This window comes from Lentzea sp. NPDC051838 (genome assembly GCF_040681245.1).
Taxonomy (GTDB): domain Bacteria; phylum Actinomycetota; class Actinomycetes; order Mycobacteriales; family Pseudonocardiaceae; genus Lentzea.
Genome location: NZ_JBFAYI010000003.1, coordinates 38,487 through 57,249 on the forward strand (window position 1 = coordinate 38,487; position 18,763 = coordinate 57,249).

Here is an 18,763-nt window from a genome sequence, read left to right on the forward strand (position 1 = left end):
CCTGAGGGCGTGTTCATCTTCCGGCTCGCGCCGTGGGCCGGCAGGTTCGGACGCAAGCGCGCGCAACGCATCCAGGGCGTCGAGAAGAACCACTTCACGCCGAACCCGACCAAGCGCGTGCTGATCTCGGTCGGCGTCGAGGCGTCGGTGGTGGCCGAGACGCAGGTGCGCGGCAACCTCGACTTCGCCGAGCTCAAGTCGCGGCCGCCGCTCGAGTCCGCGGGCGAGAAGTTCACGCTGAACGACTCGGTGCTGATGTGGGTGACCGAGGAGCAGCTGGCGGAGCTGGAACGCCAGGACCAGGAGCGCGAAGAGGCCGCCGAGACGCCGGAAGCCGAGACGCTGCCCGCGCCGGAGTCGTTGCGGAACACCAAGGTCACGTCGCTCGGCATCGGTGGTGTCGCCAACCGCATCGACATCAGCTCCGTGCTCGACGATCTCCGTCAGCAGATCCGCGACCACGAGGAGCTCGGGCCCGAGGCCGCAGAGGAGCTGCTTCCGACGTCGCCGCTCACCAGCTCGCAGAACAACTCGCGCGTCGTCACCGAGCTGCTGTCCAATGTGGACCGTATGTTCACCACCGTGATGAACGGCGGTGTGGGCACGCCGCTACGGGTCGAGTTCCGGTTCTCGGGCCGCACCTACGTCTTCACGGTCGAGGGCGAGTGGACGAAGCTGCCGGCCAAGGGCGAGATCGAGATCGTCCGCAAGCTCGCGGCCCGCAACATCGTCTCGGTCGGCGACACGGACGAGAAGGTCTTCGGTCAGAACATCATCGACGTCACCGCCATCGCGCGGGCGCACGGCCAGTTCTCGGACCCGAACACGTCGCCGTCGGGCACCTCCAAGCCGACCTCGGGCAACCTGGGAGTGGGTCTGCAGGCTGGTTACGTCGCGCTGGCCCAGACGCACACGGAGTCGTACTCGCACTCGCAGTCCGCGGGTTCCTACGGCGCGGTCCGCGGCCCGGTCGGCTCCTACGAGGGCGACATCCGGCTGACCGTGAAGATCGAGCGGAAGCTCGGCTTCGACCCGGAGACCCAGCAGGACACGTCCCGGCCGGTCGTGTCGTCCACTGTGGACCAGACGGTCAAGGTCCGCACGATGCCCGAGGAGAAGCTGCTCCCGCCGGGCAGCGCGAAGCCGCTGGGTGCCGAGGGCAAGATCGCGAAGCTGCCCGCGTCCGACGCTCGCGACATCGCCGACTGGCGGTCGGACGCGGACGAGAGCCTCGCGCTGCCCGACTCCGGCCAGTACGAGGTCGAGCACTACTTCGGCATGATCGACACGCTGCGCACCACGGCGAAGGTGGCGCTGGTGGAATCCGGCGTCACGGTCGACACGAAGGTCTCGCTCGCCGTCGACGCGGCGATCACGCCCGCCACGGTGAAGGCGGGTATGCCCGCGATGCGCGCGGGTTTGTTCCGGTTCCCGGTGGCGGGGCTCGACCGCGACGTCGAGTTCCACGCGCGGCTCAAGCCCGGCGCGAAGCTCGCGTCCGCCAGTGGCCGGGTGGAGATGGACAGCTTCGTCGGTGACGCCGCGAGTGACTCCGTCGAGCTGTCGTCCGGCAGCGAGTACTCGACCGGCGGGATCCTGCGCGGCAACGGCGGCACCGACCACGCTTCCGGCTCGCAGAAGGACTTCGGCGCGGTGCAGACGCTCGCCGTGCTGGAGCGGTCGGGGCCGTCGAACCGCGCGGACAAGACCGTCAACATCAACGTGCACACGGAGAGCACCTCCAGCCGCGACCCCCGGTTCAACCACCGCACCACCCACCCCGGCCTGTCGTCGCGCGGTGTGCTCGCGGACGTCGAGTTCAAGGTCGTGGCTTCCAAGCCCGGCTCCACGTCGAAGGTCGGTGTCGCAGGGGTCTCCGTCGACAACGCCTACCTCGTCCGGATGCGCGAGCCCGCCGCCGAGGACCTGCTGGGCCCGTTGCCGCAGCCGTTGGTCAAGGCGGTCGCGGACTTCACGGCGGCGAGCAAGGAGTGGACGGACACGGTCGGCAAGCTCGAGGGCGCGCTGTCGGCCGATGCCGAGGCGGACGTCACCGACCTGCAGACGGCCATCGACGACGCCAAGACCGCGTGGTGGGACGCGATGGCCGAGTACCACCGGCAGCTGCGGCTGGCGCAGGCACCCGGCTCGGTCACCGCGCGGGAACTGGCCGCGGCGCAGGAGATCCAGCCCGTCGCGGGTGTGTTGCGTCCCGCGCCCGCACCGGATTTCCTCGCAGGGTTCGACTTCAGCGCGTTGTCCGTCGATTCGCAGGTGTCGTTCTTCGAGTCGCTGGACCTGTTGAAGACCGCGCCTGCCGACGTCACACCAACGTCCCGTCCTGACTCGGTGATCAGCGCTAACGGCCGGGACTTGCCGAAGATCGTCCACGTACCGGTGCTGGGTGGCCCTGTCGACGCCTCGGCGTGGAACTCTCTTGCCGTCACTGCTGAGACCGCGCGCCGCGAGGGCTTCACGCCGGTGCTGGTGACCGACGTGCCGCGTTCACTGTTCGTCGCGGCGCGGGCCGGTGACCCGCAGCTGGTCGACCTGCTGCAGATGGACCAGCTGGCGCGCGAGCACGGGTTCCTGGTCGTCAGCGTCGACGAGGTGTTCAACGCCGAGTCGCCGATGGTGGACCAGGACCTGTTCTCCGCCGCGCACGACAACACGACCGACGAGAACCGCGACCTGGCCCGAGCGATCCTGGGTGCGGAGCTGACGCGTCGCTTCGGTGGTGTGGTCGTGTCCGCCGAGTACGCGCTGACGGACACCGGAACGTTCGAAGCCGCGGTGTCGAGCGAGTACGGCTTCGCGCTCGGGGCCGCGCCGGACACCGAGGTGCCGCCGGTGCTGATCGTGCCGCGTGGGCACCAGTTCGCCGATCTCTACACGCAGCAGCTGGGTGACTCCGTCCGCACCGCGTGGCGCGGAAACGCGAACATCGCGGCGAAGCGGGCAGCCGGGCGCCTCGGTCCGATCCCGTTGATCGAGGACGCCGCTTCCTTCCGCGGCGAGCCCTCGGATCCGGCGGGTACGCCGACGCTCGCGGATCTGGTCGACCTCGTGGGCAGCGTCGTGGAGACGTTGACCAAGGGACTGCGCGCTCGCGGGGACCTGGATTTCGCTGTGGTGGAACGGAAGTTGCGCGACCACCCGCACGGCGCGGTCGTGCTGGAGGCCGCGGTCGCCACCATCGCCGGCGAGCAGGCTTGGCGGGACATGGTGCGCACGGTCACGATGCCGGATCGGGCTCCTGGCGTGCGGAACGTGGCCGCGGAAGCCCAGAAGTGGCTGAACATCGCCCCGGACGCGCAGCCCACGACGCGTGGGTTGACGAGTGAGGCGCGCTTCCACCTCGACGTGCTCTCGGCGACGGATCCGGACGTCGCGCCGACGACGCGCGAGGCTGCGGCGGTGCTCACGCTGAAGGTGCAGCAGGGCACGACTGATGACGACCTCGCGCTGCAGATCCGCGACGCCTTGCGCGACGGGCTGGCGAACCGCGACGGCACGCTGGCCCTGGACACCGCCGTCGAGCTGGCGAAAACGCACGAACATCCCGGTGTCGTGCTCCGCGCCGCCGTGTCCGCCATCGCCGCCGATCCCGCGGACGCCGGCCGCGTGCAGTCCGTCGCGATGCCGCCCGCCACCGAGGGCTCCCTGGTCCGGGACGTGCTGGACCTGTTCGTGTTCCCCGAATCCGCGCTGGATCAGCCCGCAAGCCACTACCCGGTCACCCTCATCCCGGCCCCCGAGGTCGCGCCCCAGCTGCCGGGTTCGGTGCAGTTCCGCGCTTACGGCTTCGAGGACGGCACCACCCAGCCGTCGGACGAGGTCAGGGCGGCGCTCAAGCTGCAGGCAGAGCTGCTCGCCGAGGCGATCGTGGTCCGGCACCGGAACGGTCTGGCCCAGCCGGAGGTCGTGGTCGAAGGCGGTGGCGCGGAACACGGCGAGGACCGTCGCACCAACATCGCCGCCCTGCTGGAGACCGCGCTCGATCGGCAGCTGGAACTGGCTCAGCACGACGTCGACCCGAGCGCGCGCATCACCCGTGACGACGTGCGGTTGACGGTCCGCACGAGCGATGCCGACGCCCACCGGACGAACAGCGTCCGCGTGGTCGTGGACGGCACGGTGGCTGCCCCGGTCCGAGAAGAGACGGTCACGCCCGCTGTCGTCGTGATCGGCGAGGACGGCGAGGTCGAGGACGCACAGCTCAACGCTTTCTTCGAGGACGTGGCGAACGCCGGGCCGAACGCTCGCGTGCTGGTGCGCGGCGGCGGGGAGCAAGGAACGCTGCGGCAGAAGGTGGTCGCGGGCCTCAAGGCGGCGTTCGACTCGCTGGCGAACAGGTTCCACGGCGTCTCGATCAGGGAGGAAGCGGGCGACGGGCCCGTCACCGTCCAGGTCGACAAGACGCAGACCCGCAACAGCCGGTTCGCCACCGCGATCAAGGCGGCGTTCAGCGGCAACGGTTTCCGCGGTGTCGGCACGAACGGAAAGACGTTCTACTTCACCGCCGCCGACGTGCAGGTCGTGCCGCTGGTCCAGAACGGACAGACGATCGGTGCGGTGTTCCCGAGTGACCGCAACGAGGTCAGTGCCACCGAGCACGCGACGTTCTCCGCCGAGTTCGTGGAGAACGCGGGCAAGGAGTCCCTGTCCCAGGTGTACACCGTGGGCGACGAGGTCTCCATGGAGGACGCGGTCGAGCAGGGGAAGTCGGAGGAAGCGCCGTGGCGTGACGAGCGGTACCGGCCGTTGTTCGTCGACGCGCACGGTGCCGACGGGTTCGTGGCCGTGCGGCTGAAGGACGGCGCGAACGTCTCGATGACGCCCGACGCGTTCGCGAAGCTGGTCGCGCGGACTGCGCCGATTCGCGGTGCGGTGCGGCAGAACCCGAAGTCGCCCATGGTGCTGTTGATCTGCGAGGCGCTGGCGGGTGCGGCGACGGCGGTCAGCCGCGAGCTGGTGGCGCTGGGTTCCCAGGTGCACGTCTACGCGACCGGCGGTGATGTGCATCTGCGGGTGGACGGGCAGATCGGTACCGAGGGCGGTCCGTTCACCAGGGTCGACGCCGACACGCCACCGAGTGCGCCCCGCACCAAGCCGCGCGTCGTCGCAGCAGACGGCACCGCAACCAAGCCGCAGACCGTTGCCGTGGACGGCCCGCGGACGCAGACTCGCAGCGGTGGCGGCACCACCGCGTCGTCGGTGGTCGCGAACCCGTTGCCCAGCAGGGATCTCGGCACCATCCCGGAGCCGCAGATCTTCGTCACGAACCCGGACGGCGTCGAGGCGCCCGCGACCACGTTCGAGTCGAGGCCAGTCGAGGTGCCGGTGCACGTGCGCGAGAGCCGCGCGCTTGGGCTGGTCAAGGCGTCCCACCAGAAGATCGGCACGGAGGTCGCAGACCTCGTCTCCACCGTGCTCGACGCCGAGGTCGAGGGTCTCAAGGCCATCGAGACGATGGTGGACACCGACAGCGAGTTCGAGTCGTTCCTCGGCGACGGCCGCGAGTTCCAGGTCAAGGTCGGCGAGCGCTGGTACGCGGCAACGGTCACGGCCGAGCTCGACGTGCCGCAGCACCCGATGTCGCGGGACGGCGTGAGCGCCAAGCACAAGGCAGACCTCAGCGGGCTGGACCCGAAGTCGGTGTCCGCCAACAGCACCATCGCGACCGGCGGAGACATCGGCGCGACCGTCGCGTTCAACTCGGGGCTCGGCCCGACCGGCACTTTGAGCGTTCGCACGCCGCTGGGTGCTCCCGCGGTGTCGCAGTCGCACTCGACGGGCGTGCAGACGTTCCGCGGCCTGTTCCCCGGCGAGACGGCGGCGCAGACCGACGTGCCGGTCAAGTGGTCGGTGTCCATTGTGGACGCCCAGTTGAACCCGGTCGGCACGGACTCGCTGAACGACACCGTGACGTTGAGCGTGCCGGAGAAGAAGAACACGCTTCCCGAGGGCACCGACACGTCGTGGAAGCAGATTCCGGACGGTGCCACGCCGCAGCTCACCACGATGCTCAGCGAGGCCGTCACCCGCGTCGAGGACAAGTTCGCCGACGTCGCGGGCATGATGCACCCGTCGATCACCAAGGTCGGCGCACCCGGCCGCACGGCGCTCAAGACGTTCCTCAGCGCGGTGAACATCCGCGCCGAGCTGCCCAGCATGATCGACAACTGGGTCTCGTCGGCCGACCTGGTGAGCCCGCACGGCAGCCACGGCGCGGCGGTGCGGATGAAGGCCGTCATCACCGAGGCGCAGCTGCTCGACAACTTCGACGACACGACGCTCGCGCTGCACGACGCGTCCACCAAGGGCGTCACGAACACCCCGACGTCCAAGAAGGGTTTCGGCGTCTCCGGCAGCTTCGGTGGCGCGTTCCCCGGCGGCGCCGTGCTGCTCGGCGGCGGCGTGAACGTGTCGAACAGCGAGTCCACGCCGGCGGGTGCGCAGGGCAAGCACGAGATCGGCACCGACGTGAAGGGCCGGACCGGCGCCTACGCGGTCAAGGCGACGATCACCGTGCAGTCGGCGGAGGGCACCGAGGTCGACGTCGAGGTCGACGCGATCATCCGGCTCAGCCTGGCAGAAGCGGAGAAGCACGGGTTCGCTGTGCCGGCGGGCTTCGACGGCACGGAGGTCAAGCCGCCCGCCGACGGCAAGCCGCGCTTCCTGCCGCCGTACCTGGCGTTCGACCTCGCCACCGGCAACGCCAAGGCCGCCCGCCTCGACAGGATGGACGAGGTCAAGCAGCAGATCGAGGACACCCTCACCGGCATCGAGGGCTTCGAGGAGTTCCTGCCGACGTGGGGTGCCCGCCCGGAGCACAAGCCCTGGTACCGCGTGGATCTGACCGCGGTGAAGGCCCAGATTGCGACGGCGTTGTCCAAGATGTACGGCGGGTTCGAGAACGCGTTGCGCAAGATGGCCGAGGCGAAGTCCCGGCCCGGCGACGACTACGCCCAGTTCGCCGAGATGATGACGAACCAGCGGATGCTGGACACGAACCTCTCGCCCGGCGCCACGAAGTCCCAGATGGACAGCCTGTTCGGCAAGAACGTGCCGATCGTGTTCAAGCGCAGGGGTTTCTACTCCAACGACTACGTCCGCGTCACCGTCAAGGCGAAGCTGCGGGACCCCTCGTACGACGGCGAGGTCGTCGACAGGGTCGTCCGCAGCTCGGACACGCGCGAGTCGAAGATGGGCGCGAGCAGCGACCGGGCGTTCTCCTACTCCGTCGGACCCGAGGGCCGCGCGGTCGTCCCGACGGACCTAGGCGACTCGACGCTCGTCGTCGTGCCGAACGCGTCGATCAAGTACAACTCCTCGACCACGCACCAGAACTCGTCCGGACCGCTCACGGTGAACTTCCTGGTGAACGCGGGAAGCGAGACCAGCCACCGGTTCTCCGGCGGAATCGAGTACGAGGTCGCCGTCGAGACCTACTCGCGCCCCAAGGCGTGGGTGCGCCGCCTGCTGCCCGGCCTGCCCGGCTGGCAGACGCCCAAGGTCAAGACCATCGCGCACACGGGTGACCCGAACCCGGATCGCACCGATGCCGACCCGATCACGCTCGCCCCGGTGAAGGGCGACATCCAGCTGTTCCTGCCGGACAGCTCGGTGCTCACGGACGACCCGTCCGAGTTCCGGCCGGGCACGCCGGGTGAACCGGAGCGGATGGAGCAGCCGCCGTCGATCACCGACCTGATGCTGCACCCGCGGACCACGCCGGACGGCCAGATCGCGGTCACCGAGTGGCTGCACGTCGAGGCGTTCACCGGTGCCGCGGAACTGGAAGAGGCCGCCCTCGCCGCACTGGACACTGCCGCACGCGACGACAAGGTGCTGACGCTGCCGGGTTCCGCGTCGAGGCGTGCGGCGGATCAGATGTTCGCGCCCGAGCACCTCAAGGCGAACCTGAATCACGCCGTGAACACCGGCCTGCAGGACAACGCGCTCAAGCACAGCCGCCGCCTGGAGGACCGCTTCGGCGCACTGGGCACGAAGATGGTGTTGTCCAACCCGAAGCTCGTGTCCATTTCGGACAACACCGCGACCGAGTACTCGTCGGTCGGCGGCACCAAGGCAGGTTCGTCGAAGAGCAGGAGCCGCGGCTGGGACTTCAGCTGGGGCACGGCGCTGATCGCCGCACCCGACACCGGCGAGACGAAGCCGACCATCGGACGTGGTGGCGCGGCGCTGTCGAACAAGTTCTGGTCGTGGCGCAACACGGTCTCGAAGATCCGCGAGATGACCGGACTCAACGAGCGCAAGCGCAACCTGCCCGGCACCGGCCGCACCGTGCTGATCCAGGTCGACGCGAACGTGGACATCGTCGCGGAGAGCCGGGTCGGCAGCCTGGTGCACAGCCGGCAGGAGGGACGTGAGGGCGTCCACGTCGTGCTGCCCGGGGCGGTCTACCTGCGGGTGAGCGAGGAACAGGCTCGCGCTCTCGGCCTGCTGCCCGAGGTGACGGACCGGCCGTGGACCGAGGACGGCACGCTCGCGCCGCCGTCGACGATGCGCGAGGGCGAGCCCAGCTCGCTCGGCCTCGGCGTGTTCGAGCAGCTGCCGGACCTCACGCCGATGGTGCCGGAGCTCAGGACGAAGCTCGGCGCGACCGGCACCGACCTCATCCCGGACGCCGTGCTCGACGACGCGATGAACAACCTGCAGCGCATGCTCGACCTGGCGGACAAGGAAACCGTCCGCGCGTTGATGGACAGCGCGCTCGACGGCGGCGTCCCGCTGATCGCCCACGACCCGCAGGTGATCGGCCGCGACTCGTACCAGGTCGTGCTGACGGCCAAGCCCGGCACGCCGCAGTTCCACGACGTCGTCAACGACGGCGTGAAGATGAACAACATCCTCGTCTACTTCGGACGCGACGCCGAGACGAAGACGCACTCGAAGTCCTGGGGTGCGAGCATTCGGGCGTTGTTCGGCGTGGCCCCGCACGCGGCCGACCCTTCTCGCACCGGCAACGCGACCGGCGCGCTGGCCACGGAGATCGGCCAGTCGCAAGCGGTGTCGAACACGACCGCGTTCACCGCGCTCGACGTGCACGTGCTCGACGCCGACGGCCCGGCGGCCAGGTACTCGGTGCCGGTCGACTGGCAGCTGGAGATCCGCAAGCCGGACGGCACGACCGAGTCGGTCACGCGGTCCGAGGACATGACGGTCCGGGTGCTGGCGGACGACCTGCAGTCGACGACCGCGCCCGCGCCGGAGCACCGGGAAACGGTGCGGCAGAACGAGTCCGAGGCCACTCCGGAGGCGCTCGCGGCGTGGAAGGCCGAGGGCGTCCAGCTGCCCAAGACCGTGCACCCGCAGACCACCGTCGGTGCGACCGAGCTGCGGAAGGTCGCACTCGACGCACTCAACGCGGCCGGTCTGAGCCTGGATTCCACCGGTCCCGCGAAGGGGCTGACGAACACCGCGTTGTCGGCGTTCGGCGCGGAAGCCGTGCGCACCGGCGTGATCGACGCGTCGCACGAGGGTGTCGTGCTGCCGGACCTGCACGAAACCGCGCTGCTGTCCGGGAAGCACGCCACGCTGCAGGTGCACACCAGGCTGGTCGAGCCGAAGCTGACCGGTCTGAGCGACGACGTCACGATGATCAACCAGCGGGCGATGATTCCCGGCACGGGCAGCGAGTTCCGCGCGGGGGAGACCGTCGACACCACCGTCGCGGTCAACGGCGAGCTCGGCACCACCAACGACAAGCACGAGAAGGTGCGCGATCCGGGCGCCCGGTTCGGCGACTTCGACGCCAAGGCCTCGTTCGGCCAGGCCGAGTCGTTCGGCAGCGAGGTCGGCTCTGCCCGGCAGGAGGGCACCGGCGACAGCGGCCGCACCGGCCTGGTGACCTACGACGTCGAGTACCGGATCATCGCCACCGTGGACGGTCGCACCGTCGTGTTCGACGTGCACCGCAGCCGTTCCGGACAGATCCGCGTCGCCGGGGTCGACCTCGAAGGCGCGCTCGGCCGTTCGGTCTCGGCGGACGTCAACGCCGCGCAGGACGAGGTGAAGAAGGCACGCGACACCTGGCGCGAGGCGGAGCGCGAGGTCGAGAAGGCACAGCACGAGTACGACGACCTGGTCAACAAGAACGCGGCCGCGCGGGCGCGGGCGGACGAGGCACTGCGGCTCGCTCAGCTGGATGTCGACAGCGCGGTGGAACGTCTTGACGCGGCCAGGACCGCCTTGGCGGACGTGCCGGTGGTGGCGCGCAGGCTGGACGACGAGGAGATCGCGATCTCCTTCCGCTTCAACGAACTCGCGATGCAGCTGGCGGATCTGCCGTCGCGCGACACCGAGACCCAGCGCGAGATCGACCTGCTCGCGGCACAGCTCACCGAGGTGCAGCGGGAACGGGCGGCGCTGTCCGACCGGCAGCAAGCCGTGGTCAGGGCAGAGGGCAGGCTGGCGTTGAGCCAGGAGTTCGCGGACGAGGCCACCGCTGCCGTCACCGCGCTCCAGACGCCGCGCGAGGAAGCCGCGGCGAAGGTTCAGGCCGCCCGCGACGCCGCCGATGTCGTGCGGACCCGGTGGTGGAACGCGAAGCTGGAGCTGGAGCGGCGGATCGAGGCGTTCAACTCCGCTCCCGTGGTGGCGCCCGCGACGGACGACTCGGACGACGAGCCCAGCGTGCTGAATTCCGACTCGGACTCGTTGAGGGTGCCGGTCGACGATCGGGAACGGCACGCGCCGGTGCGGGAGGTCCTCAGCTTCAGCACCCCGGAGACCGATGACCGGCTGGTGGGTGTCACGGCCGACGGGTCCACCCGCCGGTTCCACGCCCAGGACGTTCGCGCGGTTCCGCACCTCGACTCCGTAGGTGCCGTCGACGGCGTGTTCTTCCCGATCACGGACACCGATGTCGCCCCCGACGTGCCGGGTGACAGGCCGACCGGCGACGAGACGTTTTTCGTCGGGGCCACGAGCTTGGACACCGTCGCGTTGAACGACGGCACTGTCGTCACGATCGACGCCGCCACGTTCGGGAAGGTGATCACCGGGTCCGAGGCGTTCGAGATCGGCCGGGACCGCGACTCCCTGACCCTGTTGGTGGACGCCGAGATCGAGCCCGCCGCGGACATCTGGGACGCGCTGTCCGATGTGGACGGACCGCCGAAGGTGTACGTGCGGACCGAGTCCGGGACGTGGACGACGGTCGAGGACGTCGCCGACGACGAGACGGTGACGCACGTTCCTGCCGCGCCGATCACCCTCGCGGACGTCGACCTCGTGCGGTCGGACGCCGCGATCACTGAGGTGCGGTTGCTCGGACCCGCCGGCGCGCTGGCCTTCGACGTGATCAAGGTCGAGGTCCGTCCCGGCGTGTGGGTGACCGAGGTCAGCCTCGCCGTCGCCGTGCCCGCGCAGGCCGAGAGCGGTTGGCTGGCGGCGGTCGCGAAGGAGATCGACCAGACCTTCAACACCGGCCTGAAGTTGTCGGACGGCAGCACCTTGCGCCTGAACGTCGCGCCCGCCACCAAGCAGTTCTCGCACCAGCAGGTCGAGGCGACCGGACACTGGCGCGTCGAGAACGGCCTGCCCGTCGCGGACGACGCGGCGGGGCGGGCTGCGGACATCGCGTCCTGGCTTGGCCTGGGGCCGGTGCCGAACGGGCTTGACGCCACGCACGCGGCCACGTTCGAAGAGCTGATCCTCGCCAACGGTCTGCCGATCACGCCGCGACCGTTCACGACGCCCGACCCCTCGTGGCTCACCGGTGTGGACAAGCTGAGCCGCGAACGTCGTTACTACGCAAGGCAGGTGGTGTCCGCGCCGCTCGTCGCGCCCGGCACCGACGACGTCATCGGAGTCGTGTTCGCGTCCAAGCCGACCGACCTCAAGGCGGCCCGCGACTGGGTGGGCGTCCAGCACGCCGGCAAGTCCGCTCTGTTCGGCTCGGACGTCCGGGAGACGACCGACGTGGTGAAGGCCGACACCGAGTCGGACTTCCTGGACGTGCCCACGCCGTGGACCGTGCCGGGCAACGCCGCTGTGGTCGTGCTGCACGCCTCGCCGACCGCGGGTGCGTTGAAGGTCAAGGGAATCGGCGTGCTGATGTCCGACGGCCCGACGATCGCGTCCGTGGCGATGCAGACCGCGGCCTTTGTGAGCGCGGTGCAGGCACACCCAGGCCTGACAGTCGCGGTGGCGTGCGACGCGGCTCAGCTCGACACCGAGGACGGGATGCTGCGGGGCTTCCTCACCGGCCTGCGAGACCACGGCGTCGACACGGTTCTGCTCGGCGGCACCGGGCGGATGTTCCCGATGATCCGGGATGATGCTGACGGCGCGCACGGGTCGATCGGCATCTACCGGGGCGGCTTCTGGGACGCGGTGGGCGGTCCCGCGCCGATCCATGACGCGTCGGTGGCTGCCGAGCTCGCGGCCGCGGCGGCGCACAGCAAGAAGACCGGGCAGCGGTGGAAGTATCCGGATTCCCCGTCCGGCACGGGGCTGCGTGACCGGGCCACGTCGCTGGACATGGTCATGGCGGCCATCGACACCGCCGAGGCGACGCTGGCCGACGGGGTGCTGGATCTGCCCGCGCTCGCTGTGGACCTGCGCGGGCACGATCGGCCGGACGTGTTGATGGCCGCCGTGGTCATGTACGTGGCCGCGAACCACTCGGGCGATCTGCGGATCATCGAGTCGTGGCAGCGCGGGGACGGCACGTGGGAGTCCTGGACGCTCCCGGACTACGCGCAGGCGCGGTTGACGGCCACCGGCGAGACCGTGTGGGACGACGTGACCGGGCGGTCGTCGCGGCCGATCAGGTTCGTGCACGGCTTCTCCGCGCTCGATGCCCCTTCAGGGCACCCGGACATGCCGGCCACCGAGAGCGTGCTGGACCACTCGCGGGCCGTTGGTCTTTGGCTCGACGGTGTGCTCGAAGGGTGGGGCGGCACGGTTCCGGACGTGCCTCGCGTCGACGCCGAAAAGCTGAGTGACGTCGTGCCGGAACGCAAGTGGTGGCGGCATTATCTCGACCCGCGTGACCACTCCGGCGCTCTGGAGATGGACCCGATCAACCCCGGTGGTCGTTACGACGGCGAGGCTTCTCCCGGTTTCCAGCGCGGCATGGTCGGTGCGTTCAAGTCCGTTTTGGACGATCCTGCGGTCGTCGCCGCACGGGTCGGCTGGCACGAGTACGCGCGGATGTACGGGCTGGCGACGTCGCACGTGAAGGCTCGCGCGCAGGACCCGTCGTACTTCGAGGTCGTGGGCGCGAACGTGTTCCGCGACTTCTACATCGGCTCCGAGCAGCCCGCCGCCGATCTGTTCGACGACGAGCTGCTGGGCCGGCCGCTGGTGAACACGACCGATCCCGAGCTCGCGGGCGACGAGGAACGCGGGCACGTGTTCCTCAGCGGCGGCAGGTCCGGGTCGACGTGGGAGTTCCTGCGTTCCTACGAGGCTTCCGAGGCGCCTGAACTGGTCGAGGCGGCGTTCGAGGCCTACTACACCTCACTCGACGCGGCCACGACCGACCACGACCGGCTGCGAGCTGTTGCCCGGCTCGTGCGCACCTTGCACGTGCTGCACGTCTTCGGTGACGGCAACGGCCGGTTGAACGTCTACCTGCTGCTGCCGAGGTTGTTGCTGGCCAACGGTTTCCCGCCGGTCGTGCTGCCGTCGGCGTCGATGCTGTTCTCCGGTGGCTTCACGGTGGACCAGATCGCGGCGGCGCTGCGGTGGGGGATGGACCAGGGCCTGGACGTCTCGGGCGGCTCCGAGGTCGTGCCGGAGTTCACGCCGGAACCCGATGTGTCCACTGTGGATGCTGTCTCGGCGTTTGTGAACGGCGAACTGGACCTCGACGACGAGCGCTCGGTCCGGGCGTTGACGTCGGGCCTTGAACAACTTCCGCCGTATCACGGTGCCGTCATGCGGGTCGTGCACGTCTCAGACCCGTCGGCTCTCGCTGCGCAGTACTCGCCCGGTTCGGTGGTGCGGGTCGACGAGTTCACCGTCAGTGCGCCCGTTGCCGAGCAGATCGGTGACGAGAACGTCGCCTTCACCATCCACTCCACGTCCGGGCGCGATCTCTCGGCCGAGTTCGGCGCGGACGCGGTCGTGTTCACGCCCGGCACCGACTTCAAAGTCGTGACCCGCCAGTTCCGGGAGGACCCGTCGCTCGACGGCGGCGGGATGTGGCTGTTCGGCGTGATCCAGCAGACCGGTGCGGAGCCCTCGCCCGCACCGATCACGACCGAGTACGACCACACCACCAACGCGATGGTGCTCGCCGACAACGCCGGCCTGGTCGACCGGTTGTCGTCGGGCGAGGCGATGGAGTTCGCGCTGCACACGGCGATCCACACGTTGATGGACCAGCCCGCCAGTGGTCCGGCGTTGGCCGAGGCGTTCGACATCGCCTCGCGGCACGGCCTGGTGGATCTGCTGCTCGCGCGCGACCTCGAAGCTGAGGTGCTGGGCGGTGACCTGTTCGACGTGCTGGAGCACCTGGCGGGCTCGCCGGATCCGGACGCGCGGGCGGCTGAGCTCGCGGCGGAGTTCTCGCAGACCCTGGTCGACGAGGCAGGTCTGACGGGCCGGCTGACCGCGAGTGCTGCTCGCCCGGACGCGGCCGCGGTGGCGTTGCGGGAGATCGTTCAGCTCGTCGGTGCTGACCCGCGGGTCGCGCGGGACTTCGCGCGGGCTCACGATCTCGCGCAGCTCTTCGGGTTGACGGACGCGGTGCTCGGCCGTGACCACGACGCCGAGGTGCTGGGTGGCGCGCTGGTGGACGTGCTCGGCCTGCTCGGCGACGACAGCGCGGCGGAGAAGGTGGCGCAGGCGTTCGAGTTGCTGGACGCGCAGGGGATGGTCGACCGGGAGCTGCCGAACCGGGCCGAGTTCCTGGTGCTGCTCGGCGAGGTGGTGGCAGCGCTGCCGGAGTCGCGCGCGGAGGACCCTGTCGCCGCGGTGAGTTTGGTGGCAGCGAAAGCTTCTGGCGAGCAGAACTCGCCGCGACGTTCTCCGGTCGTCGATCCTGCTGTCGAAGCCCGGTGGACCGGTTCGTTCGCGCTGGCCAAGGGCGCGGTGGACGGCGAGCCCGATCGGCAGACCCTCCTCCAGCAGGCGATCCGCGTCGTCACCGCACGCCACGCCACCCCGGCACCCATCATCGAGTCCGCGCACCCCAACGACGTCGCGTACCGGCGGGTCTACGAAGGCATCGTTTACCTCGTCGCGAACCGTCTGCGCCTCGACCGCGACCTGCCCGAGGCCGACCGGATCCGCAAGGCCGGGGAAGCGTCCGAAGAGCTGCGCGAAGTGTTCGGGTCGAAGCGCACCAGCGGCGCCTACGCGGGTGCGCCGGACTGGAGCGTGCAGCACGTGCCCGCCGAGTCGTGGGGCGGCATCGTCCTGCCGGGCCGCGCCATCCGGGGCGAGCGGCTCGACGACGTGCACATCACGTCCAAGCAGGTGGCGCACCAGCTCCTGCGGCACGACAGCCAGGTCGTCAGCGTCGACCTCTTCGGGCCTGGCTCGACCGTGCGCCTTCGTGAGTGGCTGCTGACGCCGGGTCGCACCACGACCGTTGCCGTGCAGGAGCGGGGCAGGCGGCGGAGTCTCACGTTCGACCTCACCGCGATGTCGCCGGACGGTGTGCTCGTGGTGGGCGTGCGGATCAGCGGGCGGACCGCGCTGGTGGACGTGCCGGGTCTGTACGACGTGCGGGTGGACGGGTTCACGCTGGCGCACCTGCTCAAGGCGTTCGGTGCGCTCGACGGGCACCCGGACGGTGGTCTGGTCGTGCTCGCGGGCACGTCGTCGCACGACGAAGAGGGCTACGAGAGGCTCGGTGAGCAGCTGCGGGAGAGCCTGGCGGAGCTGGGATTCGACCGTCGGGTGGCAGTCGGCACGACGCCGGTTCCCTCGCACGCCAACGAACTCATGGTGCCGGATGGCGGGCACCTGCGGATCTTCGGTGGTGGGGATCTGGAGGACGTGGCCGAAGAGCTCGCGGTCGCGCACAAGCAGAAGTGGAACTACCGGCCGTCACCCACCCTCAACGGCAAGTACACCGACCTGAACGACCGGGCGGGCGCGCTCACGCAGTTGTCCTTTGTGGACCGTGAGACGAAGGTGCCCGGACGGACGCCCACCGAGACGTTGGTCGCTGTGCTCAGGGGACTGCGGCTCAGGGTCGCGCCGGATGTCGCCGACGTGCTGCTGCTCGCCGTGGCGAACGAGCAGTTCGGGGTGCGGACGTTCGACGACCTGCACGCGCTGATGGCACAGGCACAGGTCGGCGCCGCGGAGTTCGACGAGGTGCGGGACCACGCGACGGTGACGTCCGGGGAATACGACACGGCTCGGGTCGAGGTCTACCCCGGCGTGTGGGCGCGCGAGGTGCAGCTGAAGATCCAGCCGGTGTTCAGCGAGGGCACGACTCCGGAGCAGCAGGAAGCGTTCTGGCGCGACCTCGTCGTCGGGGTGGACCGCGTGTTCGGGCCGGGTACGACGGTCAACGGCGACCGGTTCCGCGTGCAGGTGATCCGCGTCGACCAGGACGCCCACGTGACGATGACCGTCGGTCCTGAGTGGACAGCCGACGCCCTCGGTGCGCACGTCGCCGATCTGATCGGCACACCCGCCGAGCAGCTGGACGGCACGCCGTACGCGCAGCTGCGGGAGGCCGCCGACTGGAACCGCCGCCTGGTCTCGGGACACGACGAAGCGGGCCGTGAGCGCAGGTTCCCCGTCGCCGCCGTCCAGATGACGCCGCTGGGCGACCGAGGCCTCGCCTTCCCCACGAGCACCTGGTCGCCAGAGGCGCTCGACGCGTTGGCAACGCACGGAATCCGCGAAGTCCGGCTGACCGAGCAGAACTCCGGCCGCACCCTGGACGCGGGCCTGGACCTGAGCGACTTCCGGACTGTCGTGGTGAACGCCGGCCAGACCACGGCCACCGTGACCGTCGACAAGATCGGTGAGGTGCGGCTCGATGGGGCCGCGTTCGCCATCCTCGTCGCCCCGCACCTGCAGGCAGGTCTCGGTTTCCGGCCCGCACTGCTGCTCGCGCCGCACGCCGGAGCGCTGAATCACCAGGGCGGCTTCGCCTTCGACCTCACCGCGAGGCTGCGCGGCCCGATCGCCGACGCGACCGTGGCCGCGCCGACACACGACATCGTGCTCGCCCCGCCCGCCGTGACGATCTCCGCGGGCGGTCACCTCAACGTCTTCCCGTACAACTCGCGCGACCAAGCCGAGATCCGCAGGGCGCTGGAGGCGAACTGGGAGTACGCGCCGTCCGAGCCCAAGCAGGAAGGCCGGCTGACCACAGCCGACCGTGCCGCCACGGTCGCGTTGATCAAGGAACTGGCCGAGCACGCCCGCACGACGGCGGCGGAGAACGACGGCGTGCTGCACCTGATGGACCTGTACCGCCAGGCAGCCGCGAAGCACGAACAGCCGGACGTCGTGATCGCGGAGACGTTGCGGCACATGACGACCGACGGGATCACCTCGGTGGTGGACCAGGTGCGGGTGGAGACCGGGCGGTCCAAGCGGGTGTGGGTGCGCGTGCCGGGCACGAGCGGCCAGTTCACCACCGCCGGCAAGGCGCAGTGGGACTACAAGAAGGGCGAGGTCCGCAGGCCGGTCGCGCAGACCGAGACGCCGTGGGACTTCAGCGCGCTCGACACCGTCATCCACTTCGACACGGCGGCGCCGAAGGCGGACACCAGGGCCGCCGGTCCGATCAAGGACCGCAAGGAGCTCAACCAGCTCGCGATCTCGCTCGCCGAGATCCTGGTCGAGCACAGCGATCCGGACCGCCCGTTGCCCGTGTTGAAGCTGACCGGGCACGGCCGGATGGCGCTGTCCGTACGGCAGACCGAAGCCGAAGCCGACGCGCACGCCAAGGCGATGCAGCGCGCCCAGGACACCCTCAAGGAACTCCGCACGCTCGTCCGCACTCACCTGACCGCGTTCAAGCAGCAGCAGGCGGTCCGCGAGAACCGGTCGTTCAAGGAGCTCATGCGCACGGCCGAACTGACCGCGGTCGTGGAACCGAGGAGCGCCGACCGCGCCGAGGCCGCCCGCGTGGAGATCAGCGTCGTCGCGAGCGAGACCCTCGTCAGGCAACGCCGTGACAGCGGTGACGTGGCTGGTCTGATCAAGCTGAAGGACGGCGGTGTCCAGCTCGCCCGCACGATGCTGGTCGACCTCGCCCGACGGGGCAACGCGTTGGCGCTGCAGGTCTTCCTGGCACCACCACAGTCCGACGTCCGCGCGATCGCCGTGCTGGCGGCGGCCGGTGTGCAGGAGGCCCGCGACGCCCTGGACGCCTTGGCGCGGGCCGGCAACGCGAACGCGATCGCCGAGATGACCCGTGCGGCGGACGTCGAGGGCCTGGCGCTGGCCGGTGTCGACGCCGCCACCGACGCACTGCTCGAACTCGCGCTCGGCGGCCACGCGTTCGCGGCGCAGGTGCTCGTGAACCGGCGCGACGTCGCCAGGCTCGCGAGGCTGGCCGACGCGGGCATCGCGGGAGCCCACCCGGCGCTGGTGGACCTCGCGAAGTCCGGCGACGACGACGCGGTCGCCTTCCTCGTGCGCACGAGCGACGTCGCCGGTCTGGTCGCGGCCTCGCTGGCCGGCGTCAAATCGGCTCGCACGGCCCTGGCGGCGCTGGCGGGAGACGGCAACGCCGAGGCGATCGCCGCCATGCCGGTCGTGTGGGGTGCGCGGACGTGACGGGCCGTCAGCGTTCGCGAGC

At 70.1% G+C, this 18,763-nt stretch carries 1 protein-coding gene (running past one end of the window); it reads left to right on the top strand.

Annotated features, from left to right (window positions below; all coding sequences use genetic code 11):
• On the top strand, positions 1 to 18,741 hold the 3' portion of the coding sequence (locus AB0M24_RS09160; RefSeq protein ID WP_363763143.1) for a hypothetical protein. It extends 12,435 nt beyond the left edge of the window; only the last 18,741 of its 31,176 coding nucleotides appear in the window; the start codon falls outside the window, past its left edge; its stop codon occupies positions 18,739 to 18,741.
• Positions 18,742 to 18,763 lie beyond the last annotated feature (22 nt).